Genomic DNA, 12333 nt, shown 5'->3' on the forward strand with positions numbered 1-12333 from the left:
GATTGATGGCGGGCCCAGCGTCAGGCTGAACCCGCCATTTGTGCGTAAGAGGTGTTATGAAGACTTTTTGTCGTCTTCGTCGTCTTTGACCTCTTCAAAGTCCGCGTCAACAACATCATCAACATTGTCGTCGCTGGCGTCGTCTTGGTCGCCATCATCTTCTTGTGAGGCTTGATACATCGCCTCACCAAGTTTCATGGAGCTTTGAGCAAGGGCGGAAGTTTTCTCTTTGATCACTTCCGCATCATCGCCTTCAAGCGCTGATTTCAAGTCAGCCAAAGCATCTTCGATGGCTGATTTGGTTTCGTCATCAAGCTTGTCGCCATGCTCTGAAAGCGAGCTCTCAGTTGAGTGCACCAAAGCTTCCGCCTGGTTTTTCGCTTCCACAGACTCGCGACGCTTCTTATCGGCATCCGCGTTGGCTTCCGCATCCTTGACCATCTTGTCGATCTCATCATCAGAAAGACCGCCAGAAGCCTGAATACGGATTTGCTGTTCTTTTCCTGTGCCTTTGTCTTTCGCAGACACATTCACAATGCCGTTGGCATCAATGTCGAAGGTCACTTCAACTTGAGGCACACCGCGTGGTGCAGGTGGAATGCCCACCAAGTCGAACTGGCCGAGCAACTTGTTGTCAGCAGCCATTTCGCGCTCACCTTGTGAAACCCGAATGGTCACAGCAGACTGATTGTCTTCCGCAGTTGAGAACACTTGGCTTTTCTTGGTCGGAATAGTTGTGTTCCGGTCGATCAACCGAGTGAACACGCCGCCCAAAGTTTCAATGCCCAAAGACAATGGGGTTACGTCAAGCAACAACACGTCTTTCACGTCGCCTTGCAACACGCCAGCCTGAATGGCTGCACCCATCGCAACAACTTCGTCAGGGTTCACACCCTTATGAGGCTCTTTGCCGAAGAATTCTTTCACAGTTTCCTGGATTTTTGGCATACGGGTCATACCGCCAACCAAAACAACTTCGTCAATTTCACCCGCAGTAATGCCCGCATCTTTCAATGCAGCTTTACAAGGATCAATGGTGCGTTTCACCAATTCAGCAACCAATTGCTCAAGCTTGGCACGTGTCAGTTTCAACTGAAGGTGCTTTGGACCAGATTGGTCAGCCGTGATAAATGGCAAGTTCACTTCGGTCTGGGTTGAAGATGACAATTCGATTTTTGCTTTTTCAGCAGCTTCTTTCAAGCGCTGCAAAGCCAGCTTGTCGCCACGCAAATCAATGCCATTTTCGTTTTTGAACTCGTCGGCCAAATAATCGACCAAGCGCATGTCAAAATCTTCACCACCCAAGAAGGTGTCACCATTGGTGGATTTTACTTCAAAAACGCCATCGCCAATTTCAAGGATCGAAATATCGAAGGTACCACCACCAAGGTCATAAACCGCAATGGTGCCTGCTTCTTTTTTGTCCAAGCCATAGGCAAGCGCTGCTGCTGTTGGCTCGTTGATGATCCGCAAAACTTCCAAACCGGCAATCTTACCGGCATCTTTTGTGGCCTGACGCTGGCTATCGTTAAAGTAAGCCGGCACAGTGATCACCGCTTGGGTTACATTTTCACCCAAATAGCTTTCAGCTGTTTCCTTCATTTTTTGAAGGATCATAGCAGACACTTGTGATGGAGAGTGCTTTTCGCCATTGGCTTCCACCCACGCATCGCCATTGTCGGCTTTCACGATTTTGTAAGGCACAAGCTTTTTGTCTTTTTCCACCATCGGATCATCGAACCGACGACCGATCAGGCGTTTAATCGCAAAAAGCGTATTTTCTGGGTTGGTTACGGCCTGGCGTTTCGCCGGCTGACCAACAAGGCGCTCATTTTCTGTGAAACCCACCATGGAAGGGGTGGTGCGGGCGCCTTCCGCATTTTCAACTACTTTTGGCTCAGAACCATCCATCACGGCAATGCATGAGTTGGTGGTCCCAAGGTCAATCCCAATTACTTTACCCATTTATTCAACCTCTTTGTTGGCAGACCCTTGTCTGACCCCGTTTCCAGCAGTCTTAAACCGGCGTTTCGCCGCTCGGGTCCCTTAAGATTTGGAACGCGCCGCCGCACGCCCCTTGGTATTGATCGACATATAAGAAGGCCTTATGCCTGCTTCAAGCGCATAGCGGAGAAAATTTAAAAAATTTCTAGGCGCTTTATCTCGATTCAATGACAGAAAAATCTGTCCCCGAAAATTTAGCCGCGGCTATATAACGTCTATTGACGCAAAAAGCGATGGTGGGAGCGATAAAAATGAAACTTTTTCCGGGTCAACTTTCATCACTTGAGCAAAAAGAGCTTTTGTCTCAATTGGTTGAGGCAATTGATCAAGCGCCATTTTTTGTGCCGCGTATGCCGCGTACGGGCAAAGCCTTCTCTGTGCGCATGACCAATTTGGGGCCTTTGGGCTGGGTGGCCGACAAGGATGGTGGCTATCGTTACCAGCCAACACATCCCGAAACCGGGCAAAATTGGCCGCAAATGCCGCAAAAAGTGTTGGATCTTTGGGCAGATTTAACTCAATGCCCAGTGCCGCCAGAAGCCTGTTTGGTCAATTATTACGTCACCAGCGCCAAAATGGGGCTGCATCAGGACCGTGATGAAGAGACATTTGAGGCGCCGGTCATGTCCATTTCCTTGGGCGATCGGGCGCGATTCCGCTTGGGCGGGCAAACCCGAAAAGATAAAACCTCAAGTTTCGAATTATCGTCAGGAGACATTATTTTGCTGCAAGGGGAAAGCCGCTTGGCCTATCACGGCATTGACCGGGTGCTGCCGCAAAGCTCACCATTATTGTCAGCCTATCCAGCGCATTTCCCGGAGGGCGGTCGCATTAATCTCACATTGCGGCGTGTGACGGCGTTTTAAACAGCCTCAAGCGCAGATTTGTCCTGTTCTTCATCGTCCCAATATTTGGATAATTCGGCTTCCGGCGTTGGGCGGCCGAGATAGAACCCTTGTAACTGATCACATTCCAGCTTGTTGAGCATGGCCACTTGGCTTTCAGTTTCCACGCCTTCAGCGGTGACATGCATTTCAAGCGAATGGCCGAGGGCAATGATGGTGGAGATAACCTGCATCGCCTTTTCATTGCTGTTTTCATCGCCGCCAAGGAAAGAACGGTCAATTTTGATTTTATCAAACGGGAATTGCCACAAATATCCAAGTGAAGAATAGCCGGTCCCAAAATCATCCATGGCAATCGAAACACCCAATGCCTTAATCTCATTAAGCTGGCGCAAATTGCGTTTGGTGTTTTGCATCAGCAGGCTTTCAGTGATTTCCAGCTCAAGCCGATCTGCGGGTAGGCCAGTTCTGGCAAGCACCGCCTTCACCCGCTCAATCAGCGAGCCGCTTTCAAACTGCACAGCCGACAGATTAACCGCCAAGCGCAAATGGGAAGGCCATTTCATCGCTGCAGTGGCAGCCTTTTGCAAAATCGCTTCGCCCAGTTCCTCCATAATCCCCATTTCTTCCGCGATGGGGATAAACTTCTCAGGTGAAACAAACTGGCCAGATTGATCCTGCAAGCGCATCAGCGCTTCAAAACCACATGGCTCGTGCCGACGCCCGCAATAAAGCGGCTGAAAATATAGATCGAAAGAATGATGTTGTGTGGCATGCCGGATAAGGGCTTCAAGCACCCGCCGATCCGCAATATCCTGTTCCATGGCTTGATCGAAAATAGCATGCCCATTGCGTCCGTCAGTTTTTGCCGCATAAAGCGCAATATCGGCCTTTTTCATCAAGTCCGTCACGTCTTTGGCGTCTGTGGGATAAAACGCCGCGCCAACGCTTACGGTGGCGATCAAATTGTGATCTTTAATCTCATAGGGGTGCGACAGTGCTTTTTGCAAATTGTCAATAAAGTCGCGCATTTCGGCTTCATCATCAAACCGCGTATAGCAGGCAAATTCGTCCCCGCCGATCCGAGCAATTGAACGGAAATCCTCGCATTCATATTTAAGCTGTGCCGAAAATTGCACCAGCAACTCGTCACCCACATCATGGCCATAGCCATCATTGATTTCTTTAAAACCATCCACATCAATGGCAATCAGGGCAAGCTTTTCGCCGCCGCGCTGGCTGTTGTTGCAGGAATATTCGAGCTTGGTCAAAAAATTGTTTCGATTGTCCAAGCCGGTCATGGAGTCATGTTTAGCCAAATAATGGGCGCGCTGATCCGCCAAATCGGCTTCTTTGCGCGAACGTACGCTCAGATAGGCAGGTACGCCAACCACAAACAGTGCCGTCGCGCCGAGCAAAAGCGAAATTTCCCAAATGGCGGTTTGAAACAATATAAAGCGTTCGGTTTGGTCCACCCGCACCCGCAAGGCATATTGCAAAATTCCATCTTTCAGCACCGGGTGGTTCACCTCGGCAAAATGAAGCGGTTCACGGTGCCCATCACCTGTGCCCAACCGCACTGTGTGGCTTGCAAGATCAACGCTTAAAGTGTGCACGAGATTTTGGTGGAAGGTGCCATCCACATGCATATGTGGCCCAACAAGCGCCTCAACAAACTGAGTACCCCCCTCAGTCCAGTGATCGTCATGTTCATGATCTGCGACTAAGCCAGCGGTTTCTTCGGCATGGAATTGGTTGGCTTCAAATCTAACTTCGCCAGTTGGCGAGATAAACTGAACCGAATAAATGTTCCCCACATCGCGGAGTTGTCGCAAGATACGTTCGGTCAAAGAAAAATTGGCTTCACTCTCCAGCAATCGCTCAATCTGGTGCGTTTGCGTCGCCGCATTGTCCGCCCAGGCCACACCATCAGCGCGCGCATCTTCGAGCAGCATGTGGTTGAGAATGGTCGACATGGCATAGATGCACGCGGCAATGGCGGCAATTGCCGTCACCCCGACCGCTAGATAGAGTTTTTTGCTTTTCCAATTGATCTTCATGGAACGTCCTAAAAATATAAGTATGGACATATTAAAAGACGGCACGATCAAATTAAGTTAAGATACATCAAGCAGTTCGGGTGCGATTAAAAATATCCTGAATAAACAATTAAGTGGAGAGTGAAGTAGCATGGCGATGGGGAAATGCGCGTGTGGCGCGGTGGAGATCAATGTGCCGGACATATCAACCAAAATTGGAGCGTGTTTTTGTGACACCTGCCGCAAAATCAATGGTGGTGGCCCCTTGCTGGGGGTGCATGGCGATAGCGAGTTGCGCACATCAGGCGATGCTCAAATTGGTCGATATAAATCGTCAGACTGGGCCGAACGGGGCTTTTGCAAAAACTGCGGCACCACGCTATTTTATCACCTCATGGTGGGCAGCATGGATTACATCTATTCTGCTGGCCTGTTTGACCAGCAAGAATTTGAAATTACAGAAGAAATATTTACTGATGCCAAGCCAGATTATATAGGCTTTTTAAGCGAAAAAAGCGTCAAGAAAACCGCCAAACAAGTGTTTGAAGCGGTGAATAAAAATGGCGCTTAAGGCTTTGCCCTAAGCGCCATTAAACAGATTCGCTAATTTAAAAAATTAGACTGACTTATCGATATTTTCGCCTTGGTCGGCTGCTGCAGGCGCAACTTTTGGCCCACCTTTGGCCACGCCCACCATGGCTGGGCGCAACACGCGCTCGCCAATCACATAGCCAGCTTGCACCACTTCAGTCACTGTGCCTTCGGCTACGTCCGGGTTGGGCACTTCAAACATGGCTTGGTGGAAATGCGGGTCAAATTTTTCGCCTTTCGGCTCAATTTTCTTAATGCCGTTCTTTTCCAACAGGCGGATCATTTCGCGTTCGGTCATCTCCACCCCTTCAATCAGGGATTTAAATGTGCCTTCCGCTTCGTCACGCGCTTCTTGCGGCATGGTCATCAACGCGCGAGAAAGATTGTCAGTCGCGGTCAACATATCGCGGGCGAAATTGGCAATCGCATATTGGCGTGCATCTTTCACATCGCGTTCGGTCCGCTTGCGCAGATTTTCCATTTCGGCAACTGCGCGCAACAAACGATCTTTCAGTTTGGCGTTTTCACTTTCCAAAGCCGAATGCGGATCAGCCGCTTCAGGCGCATCAGCGCCTTGTTGCGCTTCGGCACCTGCTGCCGCGTCCTGAACTTCGGTTTCGTCTAGCTTTTTTTCGTCGTCGCTCATCATTTGGCTTCTAACTCTATTGATTTAAATTCGCTGTTGCCCCGCATATCGACCATTGGGCGATCAATTTCAAGCTCTGTCTTGGCCTCAGCCCCGCTTATGGATCAATTTTGAGACCACATGGGCCGTATAATCCACAGCAGGCACAATCCGGGCATAATTGAGCCGGGTGGGGCCAATCACCCCCACAACCCCGACAACTTTGTCATTATGGTCGGTAAAGGGCGACAAAATGACCGAGGAGCCGGACAGGGAAAATAATTTGTTTTCCGAGCCGATAAAAATCCGCACCCCGTCCGCATCCCTTGTATCAGAAAGCAGGTCGATAATCGCCTTTTTGCTTTCCAGCTCATCAAAAAGCTGGCGCACCTTGTCCAATTCTTCATTGGCCATAGTGTCATTGATCAAATTGGCGCGACCCCGCACAATCAAGGTGGGGCTTTGGTCATTCGTGTCTTTGGAAAGGGTCGCTAACCCAGCCTCCACCAAACTGTTGGTCAAATCGTCCAATTCAGTTTGCTGGCGCTGCTGCGCTTTTTCCATTTGCTGCAGCGCTTCTTTCAGCGTGTGGCCCACCACAAAGCTCGACAGATAGTTCGAGGCCTGTGCCAGCTCACTCATGGTCAGGCCCGGAGGAATGGGGAACACGCGGTTCTCCACATGCCCATCTTCGCCCACCATCACGGCCATGGCGAGGTTTTTCTCAAGCTGCACAAATTCAATATGCTTGAGCACGATGTCAGCCTTCGGCGCCAAAACCAACCCGGCCCCGCGCGACAGGCCAGAAAGCACTTGGCTGGCTTGGGTCAAAACATCTTCGACCTTTTCATGCTGTGCCACATCGGCAAAATTTTGCGTGATCGCGCGGCGCTCTTCTTCATTCACCGCGCCCACTTCCAACATGGCGTCCACAAAGAAGCGTAAACCAGACTGAGTGGGGGCACGCCCCGCAGAAGTGTGCGGTGCGGCGATCAATCCCAAATCCTCCAAATCCGCCATCACATTGCGTACGGAGGCGGGGGACAATGAAATATCCAATGCGCGCGACAATTGGCGTGAGCCAACCGGTTCGCCGGTTTCCAAATAACGTTCAACCAGCCGCCGGAAAATATCCTGCGAACGCGCATTGAGCACAGATAGAAAATCTTGGTTGTTGGTCATACTCATCCATCAATTTGGTGATTACTTTTCCTATTTAAGCGCTGTTTGCGCCAAGGCCAAGCCCCTGATCAAATTGAAGCCCTTCGGCACCTGTCCACACACTTTAGAGCTCTGCTAAAATTTTGCGAAAATTTGCATAATTATAGTTGAAATTCTTGTAATTTTTCACCTTTTTGCCATTTGGGGGCTGCCCGGAGCAAAATCCATATTAACGATCCCTTTACCTTGCGCTTTGAAGCCGCTAAGAGGCTGGGTCAAACGCTTAAAGCATAAGGAAAAATCATGCGACCCTCCAAACGCGCGCCCGATCAAATGCGGTCAGTGAAAATTGAACGCAATGTCTCTAACCATGCCGAAGGGTCGTGCATGATCAGCTTTGGCAATACCCGCGTATTGTGCACTGCAAGCGTTGAAACCAATCTGCCGCCATGGCGGCGTGGTCAGGGTTTGGGCTGGGTCACTGCCGAATATGGCATGCTGCCTCGCTCCACCGGCCAGCGCATGCGCCGGGAAGCCACTGCAGGCAAGCAATCTGGCCGCACCCAAGAAATTCAACGGCTTATCGGCCGCTCACTCCGCGCCGTAATCGACATGCAGGCCTTGGGCGAAAACCAAATCACTGTGGATTGCGACGTGATCGAAGCCGACGGCGGCACCCGCACAGCCTCCATCACCGGCGCGTTTATCGCCATGGCCGATGCTATTGCGTGGATGAAAGAACGGGAGCTGGTCGGTGAGAATGTAATCCGCGATCACCTCGCGGCCATTTCCTGCGGCGTTTATCAAGGCACCCCAGTGCTTGATCTAGATTATGACGAAGATAGCGCGGCGGAAACAGACGCCAATTTCGTGATGACTGGCGCTGGAAAATTTGTTGAAATTCAAGGCACTGCCGAAGAAGCGCCCTTCAGCGCTGACGAATTGCTAAGCTTGATCGGTTTAGCGCAAAAGGGCATTGGCGAGTTGGTCGACATGCAAAAGCGGGTTTTGAACGGGGAAACAATTTAACATGGCACTGACCTTGGAACGCGGCCAAAAACTGGTGGTGGCCAGCCACAATGAGGGCAAGGTGCGTGAATTGCGCACACTTCTGTCTTCGTTCGGCTTGGAACTTGTTTCCGCGGCAGAACTTGATTTGCCGGAGCCGGAAGAAACTGGCACCACCTATCACGAAAATGCCGAGCTAAAGGCCCTCGCGGCAGCAAAAGCCGCCAATTTGTGGGCGTTGGCCGACGATTCTGGCCTCAGCGTTGATGCGCTGGATGGCGCGCCGGGCATTTATTCTGCCCGCTGGGGTGGTCCAGAACGCGATTTTGGCAATGCCATGGTCAAGGTGCACACAGAGCTGATGCAAAAAGGCGCCATGGGCCCGGGCCAGCGCACAGCAGACTTTGTGGCGGTGCTGTGCCTCGCCACACCGGAAGGCGATACCGAATGTTTTGAGGGCCGTGTTTCCGGCACACTCGTATGGCCGCCCCGTGGCGAAAAAGGCTTCGGCTATGACCCCATGTTCTTGCCAGAAGGGCACAACCGCACTTTCGGCGAAATGACCGAAGATGAGAAACACGCTTGGGCGCCAGATAAAATTGGATTGTCCCACCGCTCGCGCGCCTTCTCCAAATTTGTAAAGGCCTGCTGCATTGGCTGATTTTGCCACCGATCCTGAACTTTTCGGCGTTTATGTCCATTGGCCCTTCTGCGCCGCCAAATGCCCCTATTGCGACTTCAATTCGCATGTGCATCGCGGCGCGTTTGATGAGGTAGCCTATGTGGACCGCTACATCAAAGAGATTGAGCATCAGGCCCAATTGGTGCCGAACCAAGTGGTCAGCTCCATCTTTTTTGGCGGCGGCACCCCCTCTTTGATGGACCCGCGCAGCGTCGAACGGATCATTTCGGCAATCAATCAAAATTGGCGCTTGGCCAACAATGTGGAAATCACCTTGGAGGCAAACCCCACCAGTGTTGAGCAGGAAAAGTTTCAAAATTACCGCTTAGCTGGCGTAAACCGCGTGTCCCTTGGTGTGCAAAGCTTGCGGGCCGAACCACTAGCTGCGCTTGGCCGCTTGCACTCCGTTGACGAAGCGAAAAAGGCGCTGGATTTGGCTCGGTCAACCTTTGATCGATTCTCCTATGATCTGATCTATGCCCGGCCACACCAGAGCCTAAAAGAATGGGAAGACGAGCTGCTGGAAGCCCTTTCCATCGCCGACCGTCACATTTCGCTCTACCAGCTGACCATTGAAGAAGGCACCCGCTATTTTGACCTGTTTCAGGCTGGGAAATTGCAAATGCCTGACAGCGATCTCGGCGCGCATTTTTATGAGCTGACGCAGGAAATCTGCGAAGATCATGGGCTGCCCGCCTATGAAATCTCCAACCATGCCCAGCCAGGCGAAGAAAGCCGCCACAATTTGATTTACTGGCACTATGGCCAATATGCGGGCATCGGCCCCGGCGCCCATGGCCGCCTGGTCATCGCCGACAAACGCATCGCCACCTCCACCGAGCGCATGCCCTTTAAATGGGCCGAACGGGTGGATGAAAAGGGCGTTGGTTTCATCGAATATGATGCCCTTTCTCGCAGCGAACAGGGTGACGAATATCTGCTGATGGGCTTGCGCCTCAAAACCGGCATTGACCCCGTGCGGTTCCAGCAATTGGCAGGCCAACCTCTCAAATCCGAACAGATCGAACATTTGATGGGCATTGGCTTTATCGAATATCTCGACAACGGCAATTTGCGCGTCACCGACAAAGGCTTTCCCGTGCTTGATGCGGTGGTGGCGGATTTGGCGGCGTAAGGGTCGGCTGGTCTGCCGCTTCCAATCCCCCTCCCGTCATTACCGGACTTGATCCGGTAATCCATTTCACGCAGGCAAAGACGCAAAGTAATCGATATTTTTCTCAGCGCGTGCCGAAACGAGCACTGAATTGGATTGCAAGATCAAGTCTTGCAATGACGCTGGAGAGGGTAATAGGTGCCGTGTCTCACAAAATGGGCTAATTGGCCCCGGATCAAATCCGGGGCGGCCGCCAAGGGACTATTATCAAAGCACATTACAAAATCGGGGCACCCATTGACGAGGGCGCCGGGGTAATGGACGCAGCGAATGGTGGCGGCGCGTAAAAGAACACCGATTAGCCGCGAGACCAAACAATCAGCCCAATGCACTACCGCATCTTCGCGTAAAGATTCTCCAGCTTTTGCGAACTGTCCAAATGGAAGCGATGATCAGCAGGGGGATGGGCGCGTTGGCCGCATTCGAGGCGGGGGCAGATGCGACAGCCGACGCCGATGGGCACCAATTGGCTTTGATCTTTCAAATCAATACCGTCCGCATAAATCATCTCTTTCGCGTGCGAGATATGGCAACCCAAACCAATGGAAAGATGCCGCCGCGGGGCGTTGTGGCGATAGCCGCCCTTGGCGATGCTTTTGGCAATGCAGAAATAGCTTTCCCCATCGGGCATTTGCGAGATTTGAATATTAACCTTTTCCGGCTGCAAAAAGGCGGAATAGATATTCCAGCGCGGGCAAGCGCCGGAATGGCGCGGAATGTGGATGCCGGAAAGGGAGAAGCGCTTGGAGATGTTGCCCGCAATATCAGTGCGCACCAAATGCATCGGAATGCCTTGCGCACCGGGGCGTTGCAGGGTGGTCATGCGGTGGCAAACCTGCTCAAAGCTGGCGCCAAAGCGCCGGGAAATACGTTCTACGTCATAGCGAAATTCGCGGCAGGCGCGCAAAAAGGGCTCATAAGGCATCACCAGCGCCGCGCTGAAATAAGAGGCCAATACATTGCGGGCCAAAAGCGGTGCATCGCCTTCTTCCGGCAGCGTGGATTGATCAATTATGCGATTGATTTCATGTTCCGCTGAGAGAAGCGCTAGCCGATGGGCCACGGCGAAAAGCGCCGTCTCTGGTGCCAACACATCGGAAATGAATAGCCGCGATATATTCTCGTCAAAACGTTGGGCCACGCCATGGGGCAGCGACGCCAATTTGCATTCAATGCCAAACACATTAGCCAGATAGGCCTTCATCCCATATTCAAAATTGTCTGCGGCCTGATCAATGTCGTGGCGCACCCGCTCAGCTGCCGCCTCCAGCGCCGGAAAGTGATTGGCGTTTTCCTGAATAAAATCTGAGATGGCCTCGGTGGCCATATGATAGCCAACCGCGCTTTGCTGGTCACTTGCCTGCGTTGCAACGCCACCTTTGGTTTCCTGATATTTATCAAACAGACGCAATATCGCCCGCGCGGCATTAGGGTTGGAAAAAGCGAGATCGCGAATTTCATGATTGGTGAGGTCGCTATCGGCGAAAATATCATCGCCAAAAAGCTCCATCAGATCGCCAACCAACTGCCCCTCATCACTTTCCACCAGCTCGCCCGGCTCAATGCCAAAATGGCCCGCGAGCTTAAAAAGCAGTGGCACCGTAATGTTGCGGCGATTGTGTTCCAGAAGGTTCAAATAGCTCGCAGAGATGCCCAGCGCATTGGCCAGATCTGCTTGGCTCACATGTTTTTGCCGCCGTAAGCGCCTGATTTTACCGCCAATTTGTGGTCCGGCCTTATCCATTTGTCCCTCCCGAACTTTACAGAAATTTACAGATATTTCTGCGCCACTTTACAAGGATTTACAGCTTAACACCTTGATATTACGAATTATCTTGCATTTCGATCCCGTTTGTCAAATCTTTACATGGTCACTTCGGGATTGGCCCGAAAATGGAGAATTACAATGACACACACAATCGAAATGCCCCACACGCAAACGCAAGATCAGTACATCACAATCATTGCGCGCACTGTGGCTGACGCCATGCGTCAGTTTAAGGCGCGCGGCCTCGATGCAGAGGGTTATGCGATTGTTGGTCCTGTCGATAAACATCGGTTTGCCTTAGCGGATGGCGATAATCCCAGCACCGATATGTTTGAAGGCGCGCAAATGATCGCCGCCACCTTCCGCCGGTCCAGCCCCCGGCAAGGACAATAAGTCTCATCAGGGCTAAGCGCCAAATTTACTGACTATTCTACCC

11 protein-coding genes are annotated in these 12333 nt (G+C 51.7%); 6 read left to right on the forward strand and 5 right to left on the reverse strand.

Features of this window, described 5'->3' with window-relative positions; translation table 11 throughout:
• Positions 1 to 54 precede the first annotated feature (54 nt).
• Complete coding sequence (gene dnaK, locus ATL17_RS14455) at positions 55 to 1965, reverse strand: molecular chaperone DnaK (protein ID WP_133573524.1); 1911 nt, start codon at positions 1963 to 1965, stop codon at positions 55 to 57.
• Positions 1966 to 2255: 290 nt separating this feature from the next.
• Between dnaK and ATL17_RS14460 the strand changes: the two genes are divergently transcribed.
• Positions 2256 to 2870, forward strand: a complete 615-nt coding sequence (locus tag ATL17_RS14460; RefSeq protein WP_133573525.1) for an alpha-ketoglutarate-dependent dioxygenase AlkB — start codon at positions 2256 to 2258, stop codon at positions 2868 to 2870.
• On the opposite strand, the gene ATL17_RS14465 is transcribed toward ATL17_RS14460, so the two are convergent.
• Positions 2867 to 4909, reverse strand: a complete 2043-nt coding sequence (locus tag ATL17_RS14465) for a putative bifunctional diguanylate cyclase/phosphodiesterase (protein ID WP_166639054.1) — start codon at positions 4907 to 4909, stop codon at positions 2867 to 2869. The two genes, ATL17_RS14460 and ATL17_RS14465, sit on opposite strands and share 4 nt — an antisense overlap.
• Positions 4910 to 5039: 130 nt before the next feature.
• On the opposite strand from ATL17_RS14465, the gene ATL17_RS14470 reads away from it, so the two are divergent.
• A complete protein-coding gene (locus ATL17_RS14470) occupies positions 5040 to 5459 on the forward strand; it encodes a GFA family protein (protein WP_208111218.1) in 420 nt (139 codons plus the stop codon).
• 45 nt (positions 5460 to 5504) lie between these two features.
• Here the strand turns inward: ATL17_RS14470 and grpE are convergent, their stop codons facing one another.
• Together grpE and hrcA are read right to left on the reverse strand one after the other, a co-directional pair.
• The gene (grpE, locus tag ATL17_RS14475) at positions 5505 to 6128 is read right to left on the reverse strand and encodes a nucleotide exchange factor GrpE (protein ID WP_425462432.1); all 624 of its coding nucleotides are present in this window, start codon (positions 6126 to 6128) and stop codon (positions 5505 to 5507) included.
• Positions 6129 to 6212: 84 nt separating this feature from the next.
• On the reverse strand, positions 6213 to 7286 hold the full coding sequence (gene hrcA, locus ATL17_RS14480) for a heat-inducible transcriptional repressor HrcA (RefSeq protein WP_166639055.1): 1074 nt from the start codon (positions 7284 to 7286) through the stop codon (positions 6213 to 6215).
• A gap of 282 nt (positions 7287 to 7568) precedes the next feature.
• Between hrcA and rph the strand changes: the two genes are divergently transcribed.
• Genes rph through hemW form a run of 3 tightly spaced genes read left to right on the forward strand, consistent with a single transcriptional unit; the run spans position 7569 to position 10090 of the window.
• Entirely contained in the window at positions 7569 to 8294 is a 726-nt protein-coding gene (gene rph, locus ATL17_RS14485; RefSeq protein WP_133573528.1) for a ribonuclease PH, read from the forward strand.
• A gap of 1 nt (position 8295) precedes the next feature.
• Positions 8296 to 8934: an RdgB/HAM1 family non-canonical purine NTP pyrophosphatase gene (rdgB, locus tag ATL17_RS14490; RefSeq protein ID WP_133573529.1), complete on the forward strand. Its 639-nt coding sequence runs from the start codon at positions 8296 to 8298 to the stop codon at positions 8932 to 8934.
• Positions 8927 to 10090, forward strand: a complete 1164-nt coding sequence (hemW, locus tag ATL17_RS14495) for a radical SAM family heme chaperone HemW (RefSeq protein ID WP_133573530.1) — start codon at positions 8927 to 8929, stop codon at positions 10088 to 10090. Before rdgB ends, hemW begins: the two co-directional genes overlap by 8 nt.
• 370 nt (positions 10091 to 10460) lie before the next feature.
• Here hemW and ATL17_RS14500 read toward each other — a convergent pair whose 3' ends face one another.
• Positions 10461 to 11873 carry a helix-turn-helix domain-containing protein gene (locus ATL17_RS14500; RefSeq protein ID WP_133573531.1) on the reverse strand — a complete coding sequence of 471 codons (1413 nt, stop codon included), beginning with the start codon at positions 11871 to 11873 and terminating at the stop codon, positions 10461 to 10463.
• A gap of 162 nt (positions 11874 to 12035) precedes the next feature.
• Here ATL17_RS14500 and ATL17_RS14505 point away from each other — a divergent pair, with 162 nt between their 5' ends.
• Entirely contained in the window at positions 12036 to 12290 is a 255-nt protein-coding gene (locus ATL17_RS14505; RefSeq protein ID WP_133573532.1) for a hypothetical protein, read from the forward strand.
• Positions 12291 to 12333 lie beyond the last annotated feature (43 nt).

It is taken from the genome of Maritalea mobilis, assembly GCF_004363175.1.
GTDB classification, from domain to species: domain Bacteria; phylum Pseudomonadota; class Alphaproteobacteria; order Rhizobiales; family Devosiaceae; genus Maritalea; species Maritalea mobilis.

Bases quoted from the DNA above. Each gene is read 5' to 3' on its own strand.
- dnaK (WP_133573524.1), bottom strand. From the start codon at position 1,965: ATGGGTAAAGTAATTGGGATTGACCTTGGGACCACCAACTCATGCATT.
- ATL17_RS14460 (WP_133573525.1), top strand. From the start codon at position 2,256: ATGAAACTTTTTCCGGGTCAACTTTCATCACTTGAGCAAAAAGAGCTT.
- ATL17_RS14465 (WP_166639054.1), bottom strand. From the start codon at position 4,909: ATGAAGATCAATTGGAAAAGCAAAAAACTCTATCTAGCGGTCGGGGTG.
- ATL17_RS14470 (WP_208111218.1), top strand. From the start codon at position 5,040: ATGGCGATGGGGAAATGCGCGTGTGGCGCGGTGGAGATCAATGTGCCG.
- grpE (WP_425462432.1), bottom strand. From the start codon at position 6,128: ATGATGAGCGACGACGAAAAAAAGCTAGACGAAACCGAAGTTCAGGAC.
- hrcA (WP_166639055.1), bottom strand. From the start codon at position 7,286: ATGACCAACAACCAAGATTTTCTATCTGTGCTCAATGCGCGTTCGCAG.
- rph (WP_133573528.1), top strand. From the start codon at position 7,569: ATGCGACCCTCCAAACGCGCGCCCGATCAAATGCGGTCAGTGAAAATT.
- rdgB (WP_133573529.1), top strand. From the start codon at position 8,296: ATGGCACTGACCTTGGAACGCGGCCAAAAACTGGTGGTGGCCAGCCAC.
- ATL17_RS14500 (WP_133573531.1), bottom strand. From the start codon at position 11,873: ATGGATAAGGCCGGACCACAAATTGGCGGTAAAATCAGGCGCTTACGG.
- ATL17_RS14505 (WP_133573532.1), top strand. From the start codon at position 12,036: ATGACACACACAATCGAAATGCCCCACACGCAAACGCAAGATCAGTAC.